Annotated in this window: 19 protein-coding genes; 10 read left to right on the forward strand and 9 right to left on the reverse strand. The window is 48.4% G+C overall.

Features of this window, described 5'->3' with window-relative positions; genetic code table 11:
• Positions 1–4: 4 nt before the first annotated feature.
• Positions 5–3,586: an alginate lyase family protein gene (locus IEV98_RS03555; RefSeq protein WP_371870649.1), complete on the reverse strand. Its 3,582-nt coding sequence runs from the start codon at positions 3,584–3,586 to the stop codon at positions 5–7.
• A gap of 151 nt (positions 3,587–3,737) precedes the next feature.
• On the opposite strand from IEV98_RS03555, the gene bla reads away from it, so the two are divergent.
• The 4 genes from bla to lipB all read left to right on the forward strand — a co-directional run bounded on the left by bla (position 3,738) and on the right by lipB (position 8,180).
• The gene (gene bla / locus IEV98_RS03560) at positions 3,738–4,652 is read left to right on the forward strand and encodes a class A beta-lactamase, subclass A2 (protein WP_188504538.1); all 915 of its coding nucleotides are present in this window, start codon (positions 3,738–3,740) and stop codon (positions 4,650–4,652) included.
• Positions 4,653–4,828: 176 nt separating this feature from the next.
• Complete coding sequence (locus IEV98_RS03565) at positions 4,829–6,136, forward strand: sensor histidine kinase (protein WP_188504539.1); 1,308 nt, start codon at positions 4,829–4,831, stop codon at positions 6,134–6,136.
• Positions 6,137–6,278: 142 nt separating this feature from the next.
• Positions 6,279–7,478, forward strand: a complete 1,200-nt coding sequence (gene hflX, locus IEV98_RS03570; protein ID WP_188504540.1) for a GTPase HflX — start codon at positions 6,279–6,281, stop codon at positions 7,476–7,478.
• Between the two features lie 3 nt (positions 7,479–7,481).
• Positions 7,482–8,180: a lipoyl(octanoyl) transferase LipB gene (gene lipB / locus IEV98_RS03575; RefSeq protein WP_188504541.1), complete on the forward strand. Its 699-nt coding sequence runs from the start codon at positions 7,482–7,484 to the stop codon at positions 8,178–8,180.
• Here lipB and IEV98_RS03580 read toward each other — a convergent pair.
• The 3 genes from IEV98_RS03580 to IEV98_RS03590 form a co-directional block, all read right to left on the reverse strand.
• Positions 8,170–9,648: a S41 family peptidase gene (locus IEV98_RS03580; protein ID WP_188504542.1), complete on the reverse strand. Its 1,479-nt coding sequence runs from the start codon at positions 9,646–9,648 to the stop codon at positions 8,170–8,172. The genes lipB and IEV98_RS03580 overlap by 11 nt on opposite strands.
• Before the next feature lie 78 nt (positions 9,649–9,726).
• The gene (locus tag IEV98_RS03585; RefSeq protein ID WP_188504543.1) at positions 9,727–10,566 is read right to left on the reverse strand and encodes an MBL fold metallo-hydrolase; all 840 of its coding nucleotides are present in this window, start codon (positions 10,564–10,566) and stop codon (positions 9,727–9,729) included.
• Between the two features lie 60 nt (positions 10,567–10,626).
• Positions 10,627–12,054 carry an L-serine ammonia-lyase gene (locus IEV98_RS03590; protein ID WP_188504544.1) on the reverse strand — a complete coding sequence of 476 codons (1,428 nt, stop codon included), beginning with the start codon at positions 12,052–12,054 and terminating at the stop codon, positions 10,627–10,629.
• Between the two features lie 189 nt (positions 12,055–12,243).
• On the opposite strand from IEV98_RS03590, the gene IEV98_RS03595 reads away from it, so the two are divergent.
• The 3 genes from IEV98_RS03595 to IEV98_RS03605 all read left to right on the forward strand — a co-directional run bounded on the left by IEV98_RS03595 (position 12,244) and on the right by IEV98_RS03605 (position 14,724).
• Positions 12,244–12,741 carry a DUF5684 domain-containing protein gene (locus tag IEV98_RS03595; RefSeq protein ID WP_188504545.1) on the forward strand — a complete coding sequence of 166 codons (498 nt, stop codon included), beginning with the start codon at positions 12,244–12,246 and terminating at the stop codon, positions 12,739–12,741.
• A gap of 28 nt (positions 12,742–12,769) precedes the next feature.
• Entirely contained in the window at positions 12,770–13,081 is a 312-nt protein-coding gene (locus IEV98_RS03600; protein ID WP_229738547.1) for a DUF2752 domain-containing protein, read from the forward strand.
• An 83-nt stretch (positions 13,082–13,164) separates the two neighbouring features.
• Positions 13,165–14,724: a glycoside hydrolase family 10-like protein gene (locus IEV98_RS03605; protein WP_188504546.1), complete on the forward strand. Its 1,560-nt coding sequence runs from the start codon at positions 13,165–13,167 to the stop codon at positions 14,722–14,724.
• On the opposite strand, the gene IEV98_RS03610 is transcribed toward IEV98_RS03605, so the two are convergent.
• Both IEV98_RS03610 and IEV98_RS03615 read right to left on the reverse strand, forming a co-directional pair.
• Positions 14,725–16,434 (reverse strand): glycoside hydrolase family 3 protein, encoded by a 1,710-nt coding sequence (locus tag IEV98_RS03610; RefSeq protein WP_188504547.1) that lies wholly within the window; start codon positions 16,432–16,434, stop codon positions 14,725–14,727.
• A gap of 121 nt (positions 16,435–16,555) precedes the next feature.
• Positions 16,556–17,104: a TetR/AcrR family transcriptional regulator gene (locus IEV98_RS03615; RefSeq protein ID WP_229738548.1), complete on the reverse strand. Its 549-nt coding sequence runs from the start codon at positions 17,102–17,104 to the stop codon at positions 16,556–16,558.
• Positions 17,105–17,273: 169 nt separating this feature from the next.
• Here IEV98_RS03615 and IEV98_RS03620 point away from each other — a divergent pair, with 169 nt between their 5' ends.
• The gene (locus tag IEV98_RS03620) at positions 17,274–20,084 is read left to right on the forward strand and encodes an outer membrane beta-barrel protein (RefSeq protein WP_188504548.1); all 2,811 of its coding nucleotides are present in this window, start codon (positions 17,274–17,276) and stop codon (positions 20,082–20,084) included.
• A 3-nt stretch (positions 20,085–20,087) separates the two neighbouring features.
• Here the strand turns inward: IEV98_RS03620 and pncA are convergent, their stop codons facing one another.
• The 3 genes from pncA to IEV98_RS03635 all read right to left on the reverse strand — a co-directional run bounded on the left by pncA (position 20,088) and on the right by IEV98_RS03635 (position 22,866).
• A complete protein-coding gene (pncA, locus tag IEV98_RS03625; RefSeq protein WP_188504549.1) occupies positions 20,088–20,684 on the reverse strand; it encodes a bifunctional nicotinamidase/pyrazinamidase in 597 nt (198 codons plus the stop codon).
• A 48-nt stretch (positions 20,685–20,732) separates the two neighbouring features.
• On the reverse strand, positions 20,733–21,683 hold the full coding sequence (locus tag IEV98_RS03630) for a hypothetical protein (protein ID WP_188504550.1): 951 nt from the start codon (positions 21,681–21,683) through the stop codon (positions 20,733–20,735).
• 193 nt (positions 21,684–21,876) lie between these two features.
• The gene (locus tag IEV98_RS03635; RefSeq protein WP_188504551.1) at positions 21,877–22,866 is read right to left on the reverse strand and encodes an aspartate-semialdehyde dehydrogenase; all 990 of its coding nucleotides are present in this window, start codon (positions 22,864–22,866) and stop codon (positions 21,877–21,879) included.
• A gap of 147 nt (positions 22,867–23,013) precedes the next feature.
• Between IEV98_RS03635 and IEV98_RS03640 the strand changes: the two genes are divergently transcribed.
• Positions 23,014–24,627, forward strand: coding sequence for a lamin tail domain-containing protein (locus tag IEV98_RS03640; RefSeq protein ID WP_188504552.1), 1,614 nt, complete (start codon positions 23,014–23,016; stop codon positions 24,625–24,627).
• Between the two features lie 32 nt (positions 24,628–24,659).
• Entirely contained in the window at positions 24,660–25,607 is a 948-nt protein-coding gene (locus IEV98_RS03645) for an NAD-dependent epimerase/dehydratase family protein (RefSeq protein WP_188504553.1), read from the forward strand.
• Positions 25,608–25,613: the final 6 nt, after the last annotated feature.

The following is a 25,613-nucleotide window of genomic DNA, read 5'->3' on the forward strand; positions in this document are numbered from 1 at the left end:
ATGTTCAGAACCATAATAGTGGATGGCGTAAGGGAAGATTCCGTATCACTTCCGTCTCGGAGGGGTGGTGTTCCAGCGATGACCAGGTATTCAGCAACTCCCTATTGCCATAGGCCAGGGCACCCAAAAGGAGAAATGGCTGCGCAACGGGCCAGTTATCCCAATACATTACGTCCTGCCCGTGTGGCCACTTGCCTTTGTGTTGCATGTAGGGCAGCATATATTGGATTCCTTTTTTTATGGAACGGTCGTTTTCCGTGGCATAGGTCCAGAGATTTTCCTCCGGACTGGAAAGCAGGTGGCAGATGGTCGCCATCGCGTCGAGGTTAAAGAGCGAATAACCATAAGGCTTGGTGCGTTCGGTTTCCAATGGAAAGCTTCCGTCATCGGCCATCTGTTTAGGGAGGAGTACCGTTTTATATCGTTCGGCACATTGATGCAGGATGATTTCATTTCCGGTATACCGGGCGAAGGCTGCCACTTGCATCACCCAACAGGTTCCATGGTTGTTTTCAGCATTCATTTCTTCGATCCCGTACGGATGGGTGGTGAGCCATGTGAGGTAGTCTCCGAACCACTGTTTGGTACCCTGAAGCGTCTCGACATTTAGTAATCCCGCATCGGCCAGTATTTTCAGTGCCTGAGCTACCTCAATCAGATGAATCGTATCGATAATGCCTATCCCTCTTCCGGTGACACGGCCCTTGATGGCTTGGGCGTATGGGAGCGAGGGGTTCATCCGGGTATCGGGGTCGACGAACCAAGCCACTATATGCCGCAGGGCGTGGTGGACGTACGTTTCGTCACCCGTGAGTTTCCATGCCGATACCAAGGCACCTACAACGCGGCTGAAACGGATCATGGCCAGGCGATGGTCCACAAAATTGTCGGGGTTGGTAACGCCATCCCGACGGATATAAGGCCCATCCGGATTATCTGGATCGGGCCACCAGTAGTCGCCTTCCGAGTAGAAATCGTGCTTGCTTCCTGCACTGCGTTTGGCGGTGCTGACCGTGACCGTTTCGGGCTGTTGCGAAAGCGCCCATTGCGCATCTTGCAAGGTTTTTTCGCGTAGCGTTTCGACAACCACGGTTTCGACGGAATCTTGTGGCAATGGTGCGTCTGTGAGCTGCAACACCGACGTTTCCAAGCCATCCACCGCTGCAGCCACCGCGAGGTTGCTTCCTGTCTGTTTCAACCGGATCATGGCCCTGCCATTATAGGCTTGCACCGTCCGTGAACCATCCGAAGTACCGAGGTCGGCCAGCATTTTACCATCACCAGCGAGGGAGAAACGGATGTAATCTGCTGCATCCAAGCACAATACACCATTTTCATCGCGCAGCGTTGCCTGGAGGGTAAGCGTATCGGCATTCGTGCACAATACGTCGAGGTGTATGGTAGCGGGCCTAGACCATTTGGCAGTCTGGTAAACCTGGGTTATGCTGTCTTTTACGGTAATGTCCCCTCTTTTTGCGACCACCTCCAATTTATTTTGACCTTCCCGGAACACGACCATCCAACGTAAACCTGCCGCAGGAAAATCCTGGCTGTTGCGCTTACGAGTACCTTGGCTTATGCCGTTAACAAACAGTTCGGCCTCGGCACCGTTGGAATATACCTTAACCATCTTCTCCTCCCCAGGCTCACCCCAGCGCACCGGCCAGGTGTGGCCATAGATATGTACCATCGGATCTTCGGTCCAATATGACTGAAAGATGTAGTACGATTCTTTTTTATTGAAATTGCGTTCCACCACGCCCTTTTGGTTGACATACGGCACGGGATTTTCGGGCCGGATGGGTGTAGAAAAATCCTTGAACGGCCAATACGCGGTACCTGTAAGCCAGGGCATGGTTTCCTGCTCTTTAAGATGCCAGTCGATGAGGTTACAGATGTAGCTTTCGCTCCAATCACCGTCTTTGGAAACCCTTGCCGGCCCACCGAATAATGAGGCATCCCCCGCGCGTTCATCGGCCGAAGTACTGTGCATCACTGTGGAGAGCCCATTGTCGGGGCTTTCAGAATGGCGGCGGGCATGGCTATCGCCACCCCACTCGACATGGAGGAAATGGTCTACCTTTTCGAACTCAGCGGCTGTGGCCGTCTTATAGTCGGTATAGATGCCACGGTACCAGCCTGCCCAGATGGAAGGGGAGTAGACATCTACGATGTCTTTGCAGAAGTCGCACCTGCGGATAGCCGTTTTGCGGGTGGGATCGATCTGATGCGACAGGTCATTCAATTCTTTCATGAACGCCCGGATCTGCTGTTGGTCAAACACCTCGAAATCACCAGGCCAATCGTTTTCATTACCCAAACCCCAGATGATTACCGCAGGGTGGTTATAATGCTGCTCAATCATATTGGTCAACATCCGGCGGGCTTGTGCCTTATACACATCACCACCCAAACCGCCGCGGCACCAGGGTATCTCCTCCCATACGAGGATACCTAAGCTGTCACAAGCTTCCAATACGATGCGTGATTGCTGATAGTGACCCAACCGGATGAAATTGACGCCCATTTCTTTCATCATACGCATCTCCTGCCAGATCATATCTTCGGTCATGGCGGCGGCTACCCCAGCGTGATCTTCATGGCGGTGGGTCCCGCGAAGCAAGAGTCGCTCGCCGTTGAGGTAAAAGGGGCCTTTTTTTGCAAATTCAAAATGACGGAACCCTATCCGCTCGGTATGGATGGCCGTGTCTTTGCCGGCCGACAGGGAGAGGCGGAGGGTATATAATTGCGGCTCCGTTGGCGACCATAGCGCCGGCCGCTCTATTTGGATCCCCATAAGAGCTGCTACCGGGTCACGAAGCGTAGTTAGGTGTTGCTGTTGCCTGGCAACGAGCCGGCCTTTGGGATCGAAGAGTTGAACGATGACATCTGCTTCAGGTACCTGATCGGGATTGTGGAAACGGGCGTTTAATTGAATGTGACCCTCGCGTCCTTTCGCATCTATCGTTGCGGAGGCAAAAAGCTTATCGACGGACAGCTGGGGCACATAGACCAGGTTGAGATAACGGTATATACCCCCATATAGGTTGAAATCTGACATGTCGGACGGAATGAGTTCGAGGTCGCGCGAATTGTCGCATCGGATAGAAAGCGGCACCTGCCCACGGAACTGTTCTGTATAGGCTGCTGTTGACTTAAATGCTTCAATGGCTTCCGTGATGTCCACGGTCCATTCGTCATATCCTCCTATATGCTCGGCGACCTTTTGCTTATAGATGTAAACCGACGTTTTTTGGCCGGCTCCTTCAAAATGGAGCAAGATACGCCCGTTGTCATACGGATTATCGATATCCAACATTGTCCGGTACCAACCGGGGCCTTGATAGTAATTGACACCTGGTGCTACAGCATCGTGGGCATTAAAGCAATGGGGAAGAGTTACCGCTTCCCAAATGGGTGACGCCTCCGGACTACCAGGTTTGTATGGCCTCACGGCTTCCCAGATACCGCCAAGGTCTTGGCGTACAAATTCCCAATTCTCGGTGAGGCGGTGCTTTTGCTGGGCTAGCGAAATGGTTACCACAAATAAGGGTAGCAAGGCAGTAATGAATCGAATACTTTTCACAATAAAATAATGCTATATGATGGATTATCCTGATCGAAACGGTAAAACTAGCTGGCTTCCCGGACAATTGGGGGTATAAATCGATTGATTATGGGGCGAAAATTGTTCGATGCCACGCGCTGATGCGCCAAAGTTCGTATTTTTACGACTTATGATCGCTTCATTAAAAAAATGGATATCGGTAGGCTGTCTGTTATTGGTTGCAGCTTGTGGGACGCCCGCCCGGAAAACAAATGCTTTACTGCAACAAATCGAACAAATCGCCGCTTCAAAAAATGCCGAGATCGGCGTAGCAATCGCGCGGGACGACGGGAACGATGTAGTGATGTACAATGCCGACAAACGCTTTCCGATGCAGAGTGTTTTTAAATTCCATATAGCGGCAGCGTTGTTGTCCGAAATCGACAAGGGAAAATTCGCAGTAGATCAGCGGATAATAATCGGGCCAGAGGACCTTACACCCGATATTTGGAGCCCGATAAGGGAAGCGTATCCAACGGGGGTGGAATTGACTATTGCTGACGCAATGGAATACATGGTTTCCCAAAGCGACAATGTGGCATGCGATGTTTTATTAAGGCTCATTGGTGGCCCCGAGGTGGTTGAAGACTTTTTTATCGAACGGGGTATAACTGATATTTCGATAAAAATTAATGAAGAAATAATGCAAGCGAACTGGGACCTGCAATTCCAAAACTGGACCACACCGAGAGCAGCCAATGAGGCATTGGCTTTGTTCTATCGCAATGAAAACGGTCAGCTATCGAAAGAAAGCCATAATTTCATCTGGGAAGTGATGGAAAAAACGCAAACCGGGCCAAACAGGCTAAAGGGGCACCTCCCTATTGGTACGGTCGTTGCCCACAAAACTGGCTTTTCTGGAACGAATGAGGAAGGCATTACGGCGGCAGTACACGATATTGGCGTCATTAGATTGCCACAAGGCAGCCATTTTTTCATTAGCGTATTCCTCACAAACTCTACTGAAAATATCGAAACAAACGAACGGATAATCGCCGATATTGCAAAAGCGGCGTGGGATTACTTTACCAACGAGACAGAATAGCTTTAGCGGCTTCATAGCTGATTTTGTAGTTGACAAGGGTGGTCTCCATATTTAACTATTATTAAGTTATATTTGCTATTCGACAGATGGTTTAGGCTGTCTAGATTAATACATGACTTGTAATGTTGGTATGGTTTCAGAATTTTTGGCATAAACTAGTCGGTAACCCAGAGCATATGACCGCTGAACAGCGGGCATTTCATGTGATTGGCGTGATCACAATCGCTTTGATGCTCTTCCTAATCCCCGTGAACATCGCTCTCGAACTCCGGGTTGTGTCTGTTATGCTCGTCATTATTGCAATTATATTGGTCGTGCTTTACGTCCGATCCAGGATATACGGAAAGTATACATTCAGCTTGCTATTTTACGCAGGAGCAAGCTATTTGGTCGTCACGATTACGTTCCTGTACAATTCGGGTAGCCAGGGCTCTGCACTGTACCTATTTCTGCTGACTTACCTTTTTCTGATTGCCTTCACCAACCACCGCTTTCACCGAGTTTGGACGTTACTTCATTTACTTGTGCCAACCTCGTTACTTTACCTGGAATATATCGCTCCCCATCTCATCCCCGATATATACGCTGATGTGCAATACCGATCTATTGACATAGCAACAACAATGATCGTCATCGTGATTTGTACGTACGGCATCACCATTTACCTGAGAAGCAACTACGAAAGGGAACGGGGAAAAGCAGAACAACGTGCCCTTAAAATTGAAGCACAAAACCACGAGATCAGTTTGCAGAATAAGCTCCTTCAGCAGTCTAATAGTGAGAAAATACGGTTGATATCCATACTTGCACATGACCTCCGCAACCCAATGAGCGCAATAACGGGCGTATTGGAAATTCTCACCGAACAAAAGCTACCAGACGACGTACAGAAAAAAATGAAAGAAGAGCTCTTACTAGCTTCTCGAAATACTAGTGAATTGCTTGATAATCTCCTTTCTTGGACGTCCAACCAGATCAAAGGCCTGAAACCGACGCTAACAAAGGTACATCCGGAGCATGTCGTTGCCAATGTACTTGAAATCCAGCGATTCGTTGCGAACAAAAAGGGAATTACGATACGGACATCTTTCGAGCCGGATGTGGAGGTCCGAGCGGACATAGACATGCTGGAACTTGTTATCAGAAATCTCATCAGCAATGCCCTGAAATTCACACCAAAAAATGGGGCGATTGATATTTTGGTACGTAAAGATGACGCCAACTCCACACTGACTATCCGTGATAGCGGGATTGGGATTTCAAAGGAAGATTTAAATCTGTTATTTGACGGCGATATCCAATCTACCTATGGCACAGAGCATGAAAAAGGGTTCGGTATGGGGTTATTTCTATCCAAACAACTCGTCAGCCTGAATAGCGGAAAAATAGGGGCAGAAAGCACGTTGGGTGAAGGGTCTGTTTTTTTTGTCTCGTTACCACTTTACCAACACGAAGAGTTGGCCGAACCGGCTTTGAGCAGTTAAGCAATTTTATTGAAAAAACCTTTACCTTTGCATTTTGTTAATTACCATAACGCCGTGTAATACACACTACAAGCACCATGTGTAGCAGCCGCTTGTGACAAACGCTAAGTAATTTTTTGTTTTTAACTTTTATTTTCAATACATGGCAAAACAACAGCTATTTGAAACCGCTATAAAACCCGAAACCGCCATATTGGTCGGCATTGTCCTTCCTGACGAAAGCGAGGAGAAAGAGCAAGAGTACTTGGAAGAATTAGCCTTTTTGGTGGATACCGCCGGCGGCGTTGTGAAGCAAGTATTTACACAAAAGCTCAATCATCCCGATCGGGCTACGTTTGTCGGTTCCGGCAAGCTAGACGAAATAAAGGCTTACGTGGAAGCTGAGGAAATCGACATTGTCGTATTTGACGACGAATTATCGCCTTCCCAATTGCGCAATATCGAGCGGGAGCTGCAGGTGAAGATCTTAGACCGTAGCAACCTAATCCTTGATATATTCGCCCGAAGGGCCAAAACAGCACAGGCCAAAACACAGGTGGAGTTGGCTCAATTGCAATACCTGTTACCGCGCCTTACCCGCATGTGGACCCACTTGGAGCGCCAGCGGGGTGGTATCGGCATGCGGGGGCCCGGTGAAAGCCAAATCGAAAGTGACCGCCGCATGATTTTGAATAAGATTGCGTTGCTGAAGGAGCGGCTAAAGGCCATTGATAAACAAGCCGAGACCCAACGCAAGAACCGAGGGCAGCTTATTCGCGTGGCGTTGGTGGGTTATACGAACGTAGGCAAATCAACCATCATGAACCTAATCTCAAAATCAGAGGTGTTTGCCGAGAATAAGCTGTTCGCAACCTTAGATACTACGGTGCGCAAGGTGGTGATCGAAAACCTGCCTTTTCTACTTTCAGATACGGTTGGATTTATCCGCAAACTGCCACACCATCTGGTTGAATGTTTCAAATCGACATTGGATGAAGTACGGGAAGCCGATGTATTGCTGCATGTAGTGGATATCTCCCACCCCAGTTTTGAGGATCACATCCGAGCGGTAAACGAAACGTTGAGGGAATTGAGCGCATTGGATAAGCCTACCATTACGGTTTTTAATAAAATCGATGCTTACCGCCCTGAAAGCGAACAGCATGAAGAGGGCACCGATATGGAGCCCCAACCGGTTTCTTTGGAGGACTTCAAAAGCAGCTGGATGGGTAAGCACAATAGCCCCGCGGTATTCATTTCGGCCACCGATAAAATGAATGTAGATGAATTCAGGAAACTGCTCTATGAAACGGTAGTGAACATGCACACAGAAAGGTATCCGTACGATAATTTGTTGTACTAAAGGGTGAATAAAAAAGTAATTTTCGAGGACTGGGGGCTAATGGATTACCAAGTGGCTTGGGATAGGCAGGAAGCCTTGTTTGCTCAAGTAGTGGCCCAAAAATCGGCCAACCGATTAGCGGGAACGTTATCCCCTACCACGAATTACCTCATCTTTACCGAGCATCCGCATGTATATACGCTGGGCAAAAGCGGAAAACCTGAAAACCTGCTATTGGATGAGCAGGGGTTGAAAGAAAAGCAGGCATCCTTCCATAAGATAAACCGCGGTGGGGACATCACTTATCATGGGCCGGGCCAGCTGGTGGGCTACCCAATCCTTGACCTCGATAATTTCTTTACGGATATCCACTTGTATCTTCGTACGCTGGAGGAAGCGGTCATCCGTACGTTGGCGGATTATGGCATAGCGGCCGGTCGATACCCGGGGTATACGGGGGTATGGCTGGATGCCGACAACGACCGGGCACGCAAGATATGCGCATTGGGTGTACGCGCCAGTCGCTGGGTAACCATGCATGGATTTGCCTTCAATGTGAATGCCGACCTCGATTACTTCGGCAACATCGTGCCCTGTGGCATCGATGACAAGGATGTAACGTCCATGCAACGGGAACTGGGTGCATTGCAGGACATCAACGCCGTGAAGGGCCGACTAAAAAATCATATTGCTGAATTGTTTGGGATGGAGCTTAGCGATTAAGCCTTCCGCGATTGCCGATATCAACTGGGATAGGCTTATTAAGCTTATCTTCAAACCCGGCCACCTTCACCGCTTGCAGTCTCCGTGCTGTTTGCGCTTTGGTGCTCATCGTCTTCGCGGCAATGGGTTGTAAACTCGGATCGATAATACCCAACGCCTTTGCTAACAATGGATCATCTAATGAACCGATAGGTGCCCATGGCAAGTAATCCCATTCGTTGATTTCGTATTGCGGATCCAATCCGTTCGGATAGTCACCAAACCCATTTTTATTAGCCAACTTCACCACGATGGGCTGAATACCCCACTCAATCTGCTGTGGTTCCCGTTCATCGACGATGGTGAAGGAACCTTCATTCTTGCCTACTGTAGTTTCACCAATATGGATTACATTGGCGTCTGAGAGAAACGGCCTAAGGTTATTGATCACCAGCTCGCTCGCCGATGCGGAATTGTCTGTAGCGATAATGTACACTTTGGGTAAATTCAAATTCAAGGCCTTAATGGCGGTGACGACTTCGTCTGCAGATGCTACTTCATCGGGGTCTTCCGAATCACCGCCAAACAATCCGTAGTAGGTAACCGTCTCATCCGTATAGTTGCTGTTATAGTTATACTGTATGAAAGGCTCCTTCTCCTTAAAATTGGCTTGAATCAGGCCCGACATAATTGCCGCGATCCAAATACCGCCGCCGCCATTATACCGCAAATCCAACACCAAATCGCTCACATTTGCCGCCTTAAACTTATTAAACGCTTGCAACAGTTCATTGGGTTGGTCGTTGAGAAAACGATTGTAGAACAAATAACCTACTTTCTTTCCACCCGGCGTATTGATAACCGTATCCATATGGATCGCTTGTTCTTGAAATCGCTCCACGGGAGTAAGCTCAATTTCTCGGTCATCGACGATCTGATTATTTTCATTGATATGCGCCAATTGAACGGAAAAAGAAGCTGATCCATAGTAGGCATCAAGCACACTGCTGTAATTGTTGATGGTCATCGCTCGGCCATTGATTTCGGTGATAATATCACCCCGCTCGATTCCTGCCTCATCGGCCGGCGAGCCAGCCAGTGCATACTGTACTGAGATGATCACGTCGCCAGCTTGGTTTATCTGAAGTAGGCCAATCCCCAACCCCACCGTCGTCGAAACGCCGGACAGATTGTCCTCCAAATCTTTTGCCAATTGAATCCATGAAAACCGATCATCCGGATGCAAGATCTTGTCAAAGAAATCCTCCGGTCCGAGATTGAAATCCAGATTTCTATCCTCCGGGATAGCTGTATTCCAATAATACACATCCCGCATGTTTTCGATTACCCACTTATTGGTCGCTTCATCTGCGGAAGGCTGTCCATTTCCATTGTCCTCCTTTTTACAGGCTATTGCCAATAAAAGTAACGGAGCAAGCATAAATAAAGCTCTCCCCGCCCGCCATAAGCCTAAATACGTTGTGTGCATGGTGCCGAATTAAAGATAAATCAAACTTAATTAAAAATCTAAATAAAAACAGGAAGAAGGGTAGTTTGTTCTAGGATTTTATTTTGAAATATACCGGTAGCCATATTCAATCTCAACTTGGATATGTGCTTCCTTATTGACCTGTAGAAACTCGGTTCCTAGGGTGTGTACCGCCGTCTCCGCATAGCGCCCGGCCACAATCACTTCCGTGTTACCCCGATGGGTATCAAACAATTGGTATGCCAAATCAGGGTCGTTGTTATCGCGCGATAAGTGTGACAAAAAAAGATAGCTAAGTTTCGGCGACCGGCGTTCGACAAATAATTCCAATGCCTCTGCGTTGGACAAGTGCCCGTAGCCCCCACGAATGCGATTTTTGAGGAAAAACGGATAACGCCCCTGCATCAACATATCCACATCGTAGTTGGCTTCTAGAAAAGCTGCATCGCACCGACTAAAGAAATCAGTTACGCGCTCGCACACCCGGCCAATATCTGTAAAAACGCCCACCGTATAACCGTCGCCCTCGATAAGGAAACTGTGAGGGTCTGCAGCATCATGGAATTTCCGAAAAGACGTTACCGTAAGACTGCCGACTTCGACGCACTGCATATCGGTAAGCGGGTGCAGCAATCGGTCGGGTATGGCTAGCCTGCACGAAGACCGGGTGCCGTTGGTGAGGTAGACTGGCAATTGGTATTTATTGGCCAATACGCTTAATCCCTTTACATGGTCGGTGTGCTCATGCGAGACAAAGATGGCCTTCACCTGTTGCATAGCTAGTCCTTGCTTCGCCATGCGTTTCTCCGTCTCGCGGCACGAAATGCCGGCATCAACCAATACGGCCTCACGCCCATTACCAATATAATAGCAATTGCCATTACTGCCTGAAGCGATCGAACTGATGAAAAGCGGCATGTAGCAAATTACGTAAAAAAAGGCGGAAACAACTTTAAAAATTTCGACATTTTTGAGGGACTAACACTCTGGCAAGCTCAGCGGGATATTTACGGCCAAACCGCCATCTGCGGTCTCCTTGTACTTGACATTCATATCCTGAGCGGTTTCCCACATGGTTTTCACCACGGCATCGAGGCTCACCCGTGCCTTATCCGGATTGGATTGCAGTGCTAATTGTGCTGCCGTGATGGCCTTGATCGCTCCCATGGTATTTCGTTCAATGCAGGGAATCTGCACCAGTCCGCCGATAGGATCGCAGGTGAGGCCAAGGTGATGTTCCATCGCTATTTCGGCAGCCATCAGCACCTGCCGCTGTGAACCGCCCAAACACTCGGTAAGCGCACCCGCCGCCATGGCTGACGAAACGCCAATCTCGGCCTGACACCCGCCCATGGCTGCCGAAATGGTGGCGCCTTTCTTGAAGATACTCCCGATTTCGGAGGCCGTGGCAATAAACCGGATGATTCGGTCTTCGTCGTAGCCGTCGTGAAATACGATAAAATACTGCAGTACAGCTGGAATAACCCCTGCGGCACCATTTGTCGGCGCAGTAACCACCCGACCGAACGAAGCGTTCTCCTCATTGACGGCCAGGGCAAAACAACTTACCCAATCCAATGTGTATTGAAAACGATCACCCCCTGCACGGATAGCTGCCACCCAGCTTCGATAGTCTACATAAGGCTGTCCGGCTATTAACTTTTTATTAAGTTTATAGGCGCGGCGATCGACACGCAGCCCCCCAGGCAGCACGCCCGTGGTATGGCACCCCCGGTAGATGCAGTCGCGGATTGTTTCAAACAATTGACGTATACCGATCTTTGTATCTTCCTCCGAACGCCAAGCCTGTTCATTTTCCAATACCAATTCGGAAATCTTGAGACCCGTATTCATGCACCAAACCAACAAATCCTTGGCGTTTTGCACAGGAAAGGGCAGGTCAACTTGCTGCCCGTCGTTACCGTCGTCGCCCTCCTGGACAACAAAGCCACCTCCGATAGAATAATAGGTTTCGCTGACCGCTGTGCCATCCGCCAACAACGCCTGAAAGGTTACCGCATTGGGATGGAAAGGGAGGCTTTCAGCATATAAAAATAACAGGTCATCTGTATCGCAAAAAGGTAGCTCACGGACACCGCCCAACATCAGCCGTTTCTCCTGCCTGATCTGCGCAACTTTTGGAGTAACTTGGTCGACGGCAAAAGTCACGGGATCATCTCCGCTCAACCCCAGCAGGATCGCTACATCGGTACCATGTCCTATGCCAGTTTTGGCTAAAGAACCATAAAGTAAGATTTTGATGGTTTCGGCCTTTTCAAGCGCCCCTTTTTGGTTTAAGCTTTGCGTAAATCGCTGGGCGGCACGCCACGGGCCGAGCGTATGCGAACTTGAGGGGCCTATGCCAATCTTAAACATATCGAAAATCGAAATCTGCTCCTTTATCATCACCATTTGATTTTAGGCGTTTTTACAAAGATATTGCTTTATTTCTGCTTTGCGGGATGTATGCTCAGATTGGCTTCTCAGTTTGCAATAAAGCGTTGCATTTCTCGAATTATCTACTATCTTTGAACTGAAAAACAAGTAGATACCAATTAACTTAATATTTCACTGATCACATCAAAACTAAAAATCATGGACAATTATGGAGATTATGACGCCATGGGTGGCGGCTTATTTGCTGGCATCGGCGTGGGTGCGATGATTTTCTATTTGGCGATTATCGTCTTGTATATCGCAGGCTTCTGGAAAATGTTCGAAAAAGCCGGGAAACCGGGTTGGGCGGCCATCGTACCCGTTTACAACATGATTATCATCGCGGAGATCGTGGGCAAACCCATCTGGTGGGGAATTGTCGCCGCATTGGTCCCTTGTGTCAACATTGTTTTCAGTATATGGTTACTGAATTTGCTAATGAAAAGCTTTGGCAAGGAGGTTCCACTATGGACCGTATTGACCGTATTTTTCGGCTTCGTGACCATTCCTGTAATCGGATTTGGCGATGCGAAATATGTCGGCCCAACGGCAGCTGAGGCCACAGGTGGTGACTCATTCAGTAACCTGAGAAATGATTTCGACAATTTAAAAGATTCATTTGACGATAAAGACAAACCGCAGAATCCACCACTATAGTACCGCCAGCACCAAGCTTTGGGTGCTGATGATTTGCAACATCGACGTGTGCTCTTGGCTCTACGATTTATTACTGCCATGTCCCTTTAAGGCCATCACAGGCTTCGACTGCCCGGGGTGTGGATTTCAACGCTCCCTATTGGCGTTGCTTCAGGGCCAGTGGTCGGAAAGCTATCACCTCTACCCGCCCACCGTACCCCTGCTCGTTGTGTTGGCATACGCTTCATTAAAAGGAATATTCCGCTTCGATAGCCGCAGTATCGGACTGAAAGTCATCGCTGTAGCGTGCGGTTGGTTTGTTATTGGGGTGTATCTGCTAAAATTGTGGCATGATCATTAGCTACAACGACTTCAGTCGACCAGCTTACCGCTTATTGCGCAAAGCTAAATTTTAATATCTTTACCGCGATTATGACACTGGAGATGAGCTATATTCGCGTGTGCTTTGCATACCTCATTACGATTTTCTTACTACTCGCTTGTTGCATCGGTTATTGCCGTCCGGAACCGCCGTCGGATATGCTTCCAAAGCGTGAATTACGTGGAGCATGGATCGCTACGGTAGTCAACATTGATTGGCCGTCTGCCAGCGGCCTGGGTAGCGAGAAGCAAAAGCAAGAGCTCATCCAGCATCTGGATAATCACCAACGGGCGGGTATCAACGCCATTATGCTGCAAATACGGCCAGCGGCTGATGCATTGTATGCGAAAAGTAAGGAGCCCTGGAGTCGATTCCTCTCCGGAACACCTGGCAAACAACCGGCGCCGTTTTATGACCCGCTTGAATTTGCCATCGAAGAAGCACATAAGCGCGGTATGGAGCTGCATGCGTGGATCAATCCCTACCGGGCGACATTCGATCTAATAACTGCCAATACGACAAGCGATCATATTACCCGCCGTAAGCCGAATTGGTTCTTTGTATATGGTGGAAAAAAGCTATTCAATCCCGGCATTCCGGAAGTAAGGGAATATATTATTGGTGTTGTCATGGATGTGGTACGCAATTACGATATCGATGGCATCCATTTCGACGACTATTTCTATCCCTATCCCGAAAGCGGCAAACAAATTCCCGATACGGAGACATTCAGACAGTACCCGAATGGGTTCAAAAATATCGCCGATTGGCGAAGAAATAATGTGAATCTGCTCATCCAAATGGTTTCCGATAGTGTACACAGCGCAAAAAAATACATGAAATTCGGGGTAAGTCCATTTGGCATCTGGGACAACAAAAGAGATCATCCCCGCGGCTCGGCGTCGTCTGGCCTGAGTGGCTACCGCCAACTTTATGCCGATGCCCTGAAATGGTTGGAAGAAGGTTGGGTTGATTACATCAATCCACAGATTTATTTTCCTTTTGGCAACCCTGCTGCACCTTATGAGGTGCTGGCGGACTGGTGGAGCCAACATGCGAATGGGAAGCATTTGTATATTGGCCATGCCGCTTACCGGGCTGATGGAAATGGAGCTGGGTGGCGGGACCGCAGTCAAATCCCAAATCAAGTGCGATATGCCCGGCAACATGCTCATGCGCAGGGGAGCATTTATTACAGTGCCAAGCACATCACCAATAATGTCGCTGGTCTCCGCGACTCCCTGCAGTACAACCTGTATCGCTATAAATCACTTCCACCCACGATGCCCTGGCTGGATAGCATTGCGCCCGAACCGCCCTTCGGCCTATTGGCCCAGGTAGCGAAGAACGGTACCTCTGTGATCTTGCATTGGCAGCCTGGTGCCCCAGCTGCGGACGCAGAGGAGCTATATGGCTATGTGGTATATCGATTTAACGCGGGCGAACCGCTGGATTTGAATAATCCGCAGAACATTATGCATATTACGTACGACCGTACACAATTTCAGTATACCGATAATATGGCGCGTAAAAACGGACACTACCGATACGTAGTGACTGCCATAGACCGGCTAAAAAACGAAAGCTTGCCCTCGAACGTCAGGGAGCTGTATATTGAGTAGCTAATTCCCGTCACCATAACGGAAAAACGCATTGATTGTAACGGGCAACCTTCCGGATGGGGTCAGCCTTTTTAGGATGACTTTGGCTGCAGCCCGTTGCATAATGTCGTCATTTTGATAGCAAACCAGAATAGATTTCGCCTGTTCGATACCGGGTAACCCAGCTAGGCTATAGGGGTTGGCGAAAATGCAGAAAACGGTGTTCATGCTTGCCAATTCGTTGATAAATAGGCGTACAGTGCTATTATAGTTCAAGGTGCTCCGGGGGCGCACGCGATTGTCGTGAAGGGCGACGATGACTTGATTGAACCTTCTCAGTTCATTCGCTACTGCGGCGACATCATCTGCTGTGGCCTGGGGGGAAAGCACATAGTGCATGTGATTGTCAAAACGCCATCCCAGCATATCCTGAAACTCTGAAATCTGCGCAAGCCCCACGCTGATTATTGCAGTACGCCGCGTATAATCTATGGCCTTGATTAGGCTATCGCTCTTCAACAATGTAACCGCAGCATCCGCTATCCGCTGATTGAGCGCTTCGGTTTGCGGCCGGTTGAGATCGCGGTATAGATTGGTCAAATCCACCGCCGATAGCTTGTCCAGACCGAGCCAGTATTTCGTGGCGATGATCTTCTTGACGCGAGTATCGATATCCTGTTGCGTTAACCTGCCTTGTTTAATAGCTTGCAATACCATATCTATTGCTCGCGCACTATTTTCCGAAAGCTCCAGCACATCGTTGCCGGCAATGATTGCCCGCACATCGGCCTCGCCGCCGCCAAAATTTTTCACAACCCCCTTCATATCCATGGCGTCTGTAAAGGTAAGCCCTTGAAAATCGAGCCTCTTCTTGAGCACATTGGTAACGATATGCTTAGACAATGATGAGGGCAGGTTGGGTGTTTTATCTAAACTGGGTATATTCATGTGAGCGACCATCACCCCCGAGGCACCCGCTTTGATCAATTCACGGAACGGATACATCTCCATTGAATCTAAGTGCCCCGCCGTGAAGTTGAGCCGCGGCAGGTCATAATGCGAGTCTACGTCGGTATCGCCGTGCCCTGGAAAATGTTTCAACGACGTTACAAGCCCCCCGTCCATCATTCCGCGCATATAGGCTAAGCCTTTCCGTGTGACATTCTGTTTGTTTTCGCCAAACGATCGGAAATTAATTACCGGGTTGCGTGGATTATTATTGATATCTACAACGGGTGCAAAGTTTATATTCATACCCATCCGCCTGAAATCTTTGGCTACCTCCAGGCCCATTTGATAAATCAATGCCTCATTTTGTACCGCACCCAGCGTCATCTGGTAAGGAAAGGATATGGTCGAATCGGGTAATCGCATACCCAAGCCCCACTCCCCGTCAAACGCAACGAGCAAGGGCACTTTAGAAAGCTGTTGATACCGATTGATTACCTGTGCGTGACGCACAGGGCCACCCTGAAACAGCACGATCCCACCGAGCTGCTCACGCTGCACAACAGCGGCAACCGAATCAATATAGCGCTGACCCAAATTGCTATGGGCACGCACCATAAAAAGCTGCGCGACCTTGTCCCGATCGTTCAACGTGTTGAATACGGAATCAACCCAGGCGTGCTCGCTGTTGATAAAAGGAATGAATGCCTCGCGCTGCTGAGCCAAAGCGCTCAAACACAGCAATCCGCTGAATGTGAATACAAAGACAGCTTTTCCTAGCATAGTCAATCAGTCTACAAAAACGATACCCAGCAGCTCAATACCGGAATTTTCCCCAATATTAACGATATTTTTCTGCATGTTCGTGCGTGTTATCAATAAATCATGCGTTTTTTTGCACCTTTCAGGTCGCTATGCTGTACTTTGCTTCTAATATTCTTGCTAATTCGGCAGATCGGCTAAGGTCGCCATTTGCTTCCTTTTTCCATAATATTTCGATAATGTGCAGAAGCAATTGCGCCTCCAGTTCCGGGTCTTCATAGCCCAACTCCAAAAAGGCCCTTCTGATTGCTGGATAAACTGGTTTTATAAAGAGCTCATGCTGCTGCCGTGAGAACTCATGATGCGACAATCGCTCTTGCAACTTCCAAAATAAAGGATCTTCATTGACCAGCTCTTTAGGTAAGTTGATCATATTGCGCAGGAAGCTTTTTGCATCTCGGTAAATCATCATTCCCCGATGATGCTGCAATACGCGTCTGTACCCCGATTTAATCAAATGGGATAACAGATTATCCTTGTTTCCAAAATGCTTAAAAATAAGTGCTTCAGACACTCCGGCTTTCTGGGCAATAATTTTGGTTGAAGTATCCACATAGCCTTTTTCAGCAAACAATAAGAGTGCCTCCTTCATTATCCGTTCCTTTCTGCTCTCCGTCTTTTGCTTCATCATAGCCCATGCAAAATAAAACGCAAATATAAGTTCTTTTTACATACCACGTGATGTGAACAGCCATCCTGCTGACCGGCTGCATCCTGCTGTAACAATGCCTTTACGTTTAAACCATTCGTTCGCAATTCCATCTTATACCAATAACCGCTCATACCGATATTAAACATACATGTGTAATCCGTTTAAGAATCTTTCCTATTTGATCTTCCTTTTTCTACCCCAATGCATGATGGCCCAACAGCCTATTCGAGGTAAAATCGTAGATAGCGTGGATCATGTGGGACTATTTGGTGCCAATCTGCGGTTGCTTGCTGCTAAAGATTCCCTGATTGATCAACGCAGTACCTCAACCGATGGACAATTCCAGATGAAACAGGTGCCACCGGGAATGTACCGCCTTCAAATAAACTATCTCGGATATCGACCGGCGTATGTCCATATCGAGGTGCCTGCCGACTCTGCCATCGGATCGCTGACCATCCCACTGCTTCCCGAATACCGTGCACTGGAAGAGGTGGCCATCATTGCCGCCCCGCCCGCGGCGGTACTGAAGGGCGACACCACGGAGTTTGACGCTGCGGCGTTCAGTACAGAGCCCTATGCCGATGCTGACGCGTTGGTCATGCAGATTCCCGGTGTGGAAATCGATGAAGACGGGCAGGTAAAAGCACAGGGAGAAGATGTACAGCGCATCATCGTGGACGGCAAAGAGTTTTTCAGTACGGATCCACGCATCGCACTGAAAACACTTCCTGCGGATATCATTTCCAAAATACAGCTAATCGATGAGCAGAGCGAACAAGCGCAGTTTACCGGGTTTGACGATGGGCAGCGTCGTAAAGTAATCAATATCGTGACTCGTCCGGACCGCCGGAAAGGATATTTCGGAAGGGTTGCAGGGGGATATGGCGCCAGCGAAAGATACAATACAGGTGGAAATTTGAACAGCTTTGATGGCGACCGGCGCCTGACCATTTTCGCGGTATCTAATAACGTCAACCAATCGGGCTTTTCCATGGCAAATATTGCTGGTGGTGAGCAAGAAGGCGGACGCAATAACCGCGGGGGTAGAAACCGCAGCAATGCATCGGGTGCAGGAGGTGGAAGCGGTATCAACAACACCAAAAGCGTATCGACCAACTTCAACGACGAATGGCTGAATGAGCGATTGGACATCAATGCAAATTATGCATTTAATTCGACAAACAATGAAACCAACAGCCTGACCAGCCGCGAATATTTGATCGGAGCGAATGCCAATCAATTCAACACGCAAAACCAAGAATCAGGCAGTATAAACTACAGCCACCGTGCCAACATACGCGTACGGTTTGATATCGACTCAAACCAGCGTATCGATTTCCGGCCTACCCTATCATTCCAGCAAAACAACCGGAACACCTTCTCGAACAACAGTACCATGCTAACCAACAACGATCCGGTGAATGCTTCGGCACGAAACAACGATAACGAAAATTCCAATTTTAATTTGAGCGGCAGCGTTGATTACAGCCTGCGGCTGGGCAAGCCAGGCAGAACTGTTTCGCTAAGTGCGAATGGGTCTGCCAATAGCAATAAAGGATTGGCACGCACCTATTCGCTCAACGAATTTTTCCGCAATCAAACATTGGATCGTGTTGACACGGTAAGTAATCGAAGTTTCACCGCTGGCTATGGCAACGGTATAACGGGAAGAATGGCGTATACCGAACCCTTAGGTCGGCACAGCCGCCTACAAGCCAATTACAGCCTGCGCAATACGGCTAATTATTCCAACAGGGAAACGTTTGAATTTCTGGCCGAAACGGGGCAACTAGGGGAGCTTAATCGGCAATTATCCAACGAATTCAGGAATGACTATACCTATCACAGTGGCGGCCTGTCTTATCAAATCGCCAAGCGGGATTCGTTCCGCTTCGAAGTCGGCATGGACTTTCAAGAGGCGCACCTGCACAACAATCGTACATTTCCGGATGCGACCGCCATGGGCAGCCGTTTCAGCAGTTACCTGCCGAGTGCCGAATTTTCTTACAATTTTTCCCGGGATAAAAAATTCGATATCGGCTATCGGACTGCTACAAAAGCACCCGCTATCAATGAACTGCAAGATGTGATAAACAATCAGAATCCATTGAACATCCGCACAGGGAATGCCCATCTAAAGCAGGAATATGGCCATCGCTTCACCTTGCGCTTTAACCGTGTAAACCGGGAATCGGGAAGCAATTTTGCGGTCAATGTCGGTGCGGAACTTGCCAATAACCGTATCGTAACCTCCACCTTAATCGCCGGTGCCGACACGCTGATTGCCCCGGGTATATTACTGGGTGCAGGCGGACAATTTACCCGGCCTGTCAACATAGACGGCTATTACAGTTTAAGCGCCAATACAACCTATGGCACACCGGTCAAACCTTTGAAAATCAACATTAATCTCAGTACCAATATCTATCATAATCACGATATTGGCTTAACCAACCGTAGGGAGACCTATTCCAATTCTTATGGCGTAAACCAACGGGTGGGCGTAAACAGTCGCTTCGGACCTCGCTTGGTCGTCGGGCTAAGCTATACCGGCAACTACAGCATCGTACAGAACAATTCGAATACCAACTTAAACTACAATGCCTACAATCAAATCATACGCAACGACGTCGCCTACACCTTTTGGAAAGGTATACGTATAGCCTCATCGCTATATTATAACTACAACCAAGGGTTGGCGGATGGCTACAATCAACAATTTGCACTGTGGAATGCATCGATAGGCAAAAATTTATTGCGACGAGAGGAAGCTGAAATTACGTTGTCGGCATATGATTTACTAAACCGGAACACAAACATCAATCGAAGTATTAGCGAACGCTATATCCAAGACACCCAAAACAATGCACTCCAACGCTATTTTTTACTCAGTTTTACGTATAACCTAAGGAAATTCGGTGGCGGCAGACCACCAAGCGGTGGTAGCCGCTTTTAGCGGCTATTCACCAAACAGCTTGCCGCCTTGCTGTAGGAAAGCCGCCCGCTTGACCGCATATGCCGTTCCGTCGATTGCACGTACTGCATCTTCAATGATATGGGTATCAAAACCCAATTGCAGGGCATCCATGGCGGTAAAGTATACGCAGTAGTCAGCGGCAAGACCACACACCGATACCACGGACACCTCCCTATCGCGCAGGTAGCCCGCCAACCCAGTATTCTTGCGTTTTCCATTATCGAAGAAACCACTGTAACTGTCAATATCGAGCTCCGTGCCCTTCCGGAAAATAGCTTCAATACGACACGGATCCAATTGATCGCTAAGGCGCGCGCCCGCCGTACCTTGCACACAATGATCCGGCCATAAGACCTGCTCCTGCCCCGCTAGCTCGATGACATCAAAAGGTCTCATGCCGGGATGAACAGAGGCAAAGCTCTTGTGGCCAACAGGATGCCAATCTTGCGTGGCGACGACCAGGTCGTAATCTTCCTGAATCCGGTTGATCACCGTAATGACTTCATCACCATGGGGTACGGCCAACGCACCTCCGGAGAGAAAATCATATTGAACATCTACGATAATCAATGCGTGCATGGATCAACGCTTATTTGGTGAACGACAAATTTACCGTTATTTTTTAAATTAAAGCGAGAATTGCACGCCCACCATGCCACCAACGAAAAAGCCGCTATGCACATCATCTCCATCCCAACTCCACAAATACCGGCTATCCCTGAGGTCTGTCTGGTCCGATTCGGTCAGCAAGTGATTTAGGGTAGGGCCGGCAAATAACTCGATACCGGGCGTAATCCGGAAACCGGCAAGCACACCAAGGCGTTGTTTACCATAGACACCATCCTCAAAATTGGTCATCGCGGCACTAGCCACCTCCGCATTTAACCGGAAAGCCCCTGCAGAAACCAGATGCGCACCGATGCCGGCTTCAACAACGTAACGTGCTTCTTCATGCTTGAAGTTATATCCCAAGCCTACAATCCCATATAGCACCCTTCCACCAGAACGTAGAGCCACCGTTGTGCTCCCTTCTTCATCTACGGCAATTCCTATTTGCTGCTCGCCTTCCTTGATGAAATTGAGTATCCCGATCGGATAGTCGCTTTGCTCGGCAATGTTGATAAGCCCAGCAACCTGAACTCCGCTTACACGTTTGGCCACATTGACCAATCCGGCCACTTGCGTAGTCGCATCGCCCGATCTATTCATAAGTCCGGCAATTTGGATGCCTTGCGCACGACCCGATTGATTGATGAGTCCGGCGATTTGAGCGCCCTCCGCATCCTGCTGGATGCGATTGATCAAACCAGCTACCTGCACTCCCTTTGCATGGCCGCCCACTTGATTGTACACGCCCGAAATCATCGTTCCCTTGGCATCACCTTTCACAATGCCAGCAACGCCTGCAATCAGGAAGTTGTTTTCTTGCCGGGAAATTCCTGCAATCAAGTGCAGCGAAAAATCATTGGTGTCCAACTGGGCAGTCTTGCCATTGGTGCTCAATGGATAGATGAGCCCGATATGGGTGAGGTTGGATTTGCCTTCCTGCGCGAATACATCAGTTATAACGCCAGACATTAAAATTGCGAGAGCCATCGCTTGAAATACACATCGAGTACTGTTCTTTTTTTCCATCATCTATATCATGTTTCAGCATAAGACAACGGCGCCACGTATTACCCTTACTCGATGTTGTATTTATTCATAAACACAAAAGCATCCGCCAATGACGGATGCTTTCGCATTATTCAGTAATGACGGGAAAACACGCCTACAATAATCCCTTTTCCAAAAGTTTCTCCGCAATCTGCACCGCATTGGTGGCTGCTCCCTTACGCAGATTATCTGCCACGACCCAAAGATTAAGGGTATTAGGCTGGCTTTCATCCCTACGGATGCGGCCAACAAATACCTCATCTTTACCATGAGCGTCTTTGGGCATGGGATACTCCAAATTAGCGGGATTGTCTATGACTACCACCCCGGCTTGATTCGCCAGTAACGTCCGGACCTCGTCCAATTCAAAATCATTGGCGAATTCGATATTCACAGATTCCGAATGTCCGCCGATGACTGGAATACGTACCGTGGTAGCGGTGATGCGGATGGTATCATCGTCCATGATCTTATTGGTTTCTTTGATCATCTTCATCTCCTCTTTGGTATACCCGTTGTCCTGAAATACGTCTATCTGGGGTATGACATTCAAATCGATTTGATATGGATAAGCCTTTTCGCCATCCACTCCCGCGCGTTCGTCCTTCAGTTGCTGCACGGCTTTCACACCGGTTCCTGTGACGGATTGGTAGGTGGATACGACTACCCGCTTGATGACATATCGCTCATGGAGGGGCTTCAGCACAACGACCATTTGAATCGTTGAGCAATTGGGATTGGCAATAACTTTGTCTTCGGCAGACAATAGATGGCCATTCACCTCGGGCACAACCAATTTCTTTGTTGGATCCATACGCCAGGCAGAGGAATTGTCGATAACCGTAATACCCGCTTCGGCAAATTTAGGCGCATAGGACAGCGACATGCTCCCACCGGCCGAGAACAGTGCCACGTCAGGTTTGAGGGCAATGGCATCGTCGGGTGTGACCACCTTGTATTGCTTTCCCTTGAATGTGATTTCTTTACCCTTGCTCCGCTCGGAGGCAACGGGAATCAATTCTGTTACGGGAAAATTACGCGCTGCTAACACGGTTAACATCTCCGAGCCCACCAGCCCGGTTGCGCCGACTACTGCCACTTTCATTTTTTTGTGTTGTTAATTTTGTGAATTAAATTATACTGTTTAACTTTATTTTTTAAAGCTGTCAAACATACGAAATTTGCTTAACTTCATGGTAACGAATTTCAAAAACCTTTAACCGGAAACTATTGCTGATCAGTCCTTAAGCCAATGAAACACACTGTTTTCCTATTATTTGGTTTATGGTCGCTATTTCCAAACGGGCAATTCAACTTCTGGGAGCCTAGCACGGAAGGGCTCAACCGGCCGAAATGGCCGACAGCCAAACTGGTGCCCGACGATACAACGGGAGTAAGCTTCTTCGACGACTTTTCGGGCAACTGGTCGTCCCAATGGCACGGCGATGTGACTTCGTTTGATACGACCAACGGCGGTCTCGGCCCTGTCGAACATGCCACGGCACCCGTTTCCATCACCATCCCTTCGCCGCGGGTACGAAATACGGTATGGGAAGCTGGCGTGCAGGTAAACGGTGCCTTCTCAACCAGCAACTATGTGAGGCTGTATTTGGCTGCAACAAAAAGCTCCCCGCATGAGCCCCAAACGGGTTATCATCTCCAAATAGACGGCGTAAATGACTACCATGTGTACCGCCTGTGGCGGCAAAATGGCCGAACGCGCTCGATTGTTTTTGAGAGTGATCCCATTTCCAATCAAACGGATACGTTCCGCGCACGCATTCGAATAACCTGCACTTCGAACGGACTATGGCAAATCCTCACAGACGAGTACGACAGCGGCTCGTTTGCAGTGATCTCCGACAAAGATGGTGAACCTAACGCCTTGGATGACACTTATATTAACGGGACGTATAGTGGGTATTTCGTCAACTTTTCGCCCACACGGTGGCGTGATTTCAAAATCGACTACTTACTCATCAAGCCGTTAGACCTAACTGCTGAGCCTAACCCCGGGCATGCCGTTCAGCCCGGTGATATACTTATTAATGAAATACTTTCCAACCCGATGCCCGGTGGAGTAGATTTCATAGAGCTCTATAATTATTCAAACAAGGCAATTAACTTATCTCAAATCGATATTGCAAATATAAATGCTAGCGGTGTGGTGGGTGTTCGCCAAAAAATCGCCAACCATACATTGTTCCTCCACCCAAACGAATATCGCGTACTGACGACCAAGCCTGCCATCGTCAAACAACATTACCCGAAAAGCGACTTACGCACGTTTATCGAAATGCCTGCGCTCCCAAATTTCAATAATGAAACGGGTGGCGTTGTACTTTACAGCGATAGTTCCGTAATTGATAGCCTTTTTTACATGTCTGCGATGCAATCCCCTTTCATCATCAACCATGAAGGTGTATCCTTAGAAAGACAGCATTTTTCGGAACCAACCAACGCTCCGGGTAACTTTCAATCAGCGGCTACTTCAATAGGTGGAGCCACACCGGGATATCAAAACTCGCGACACCCTGCTGAAGTGACCGAAGATGAGCTATTTTTGACGTCTAAGACCTTCTCACCAGACAATGATGGCTTCGAAGACTACCTGGAAATCAATTACCATTTCGGGGAAAGTGGCTTCATGGCTAATATCGACATCTATACGGACGAAGGCCTATTAGTACGGAAGTTGAAACGAAATCAAAGCTTGGCGACACAAGGGAAGATCAGCTGGGACGGATTAACGGACGCCAATCAACGGCTCCCCCTGGGCATATATGTAGCCGTAATTGAAATCTATAGTGCCAAAGGGCTGCGAAAAATGTACCGAAAGAGCTTCGTATTGGCTGCCAAACTGTGATGACGATAGAAATTTTGCTAAGTTTGTAGCCAATGGAAGAACGGATAGTCATCATCGGCTCAAATGGCCAAATCGGCACAGAGTTAGCTGCTGCCTTACGCACCAAATTCGGCATAAAACACGTCATCACGTCCGATATACGCGCACCACAAGCATCCAATCCAGACGTCCCTTTTGAAATCATCGATGTATTAGACAGGAAGTCGCTCCACCTATTTTTCACCAAGTACCGTCCAACGCAGGTGTATCTTTTGGCCGCCATGCTCTCGGCAACCGGTGAAAAACATCCGCGCCAAGCATGGGATCTCAATGTCAATGGCCTACTGAATGTATTGGATTTATCCCTCGAATACGGTGTCAACAAAGTCTTCTGGCCAAGTTCCATAGCTGTCTTTGGTCCACATTCGCCTAAAGTGAATACACCCCAATACTCGGTCATGGACCCCAACACGGTTTATGGTATTAGTAAGTTGGCAGGCGAGCGCATCTGCGAATACTACCATGGTCGATATGGACTCGATGTACGAAGTATACGGTACCCCGGCATCATCAGCTGGAAGGCAGCCCCCGGAGGTGGCACAACAGATTATGCCATCCATATCTTTCATGAGGCGTTGAAGAACAATATCTATACTTGCTTCCTTTCGGGAGACACCGCATTGCCCATGCTTTATATGGACGATGCTGTCCGCGGTACACTCGTATTAATGGATGCCCCAGCAAGCGCCCTAAGTGTACGATCAAGTTACAACCTTACGGGCGTAAGTTTCACGCCCGCTATGCTGGCTACCGAAATCCGTAAGCACCTCCCGGATTTCATCATCAACTACGAAACCCATGATCCCCGACAGGCAATCGCTGACACTTGGCCTAATAGTATCGAGGATAGCGCTGCACGGCAAGACTGGGGATGGAAACCCCGATTTGATCTGGCCGACATTACGGAAGAAATGATTACAAACCTTAAAGATAACATATAAAATAGC

It is taken from the genome of Parapedobacter pyrenivorans (genome assembly GCF_014636865.1).
GTDB classification, from domain to species: Bacteria; Bacteroidota; Bacteroidia; order Sphingobacteriales; family Sphingobacteriaceae; genus Parapedobacter; species Parapedobacter pyrenivorans.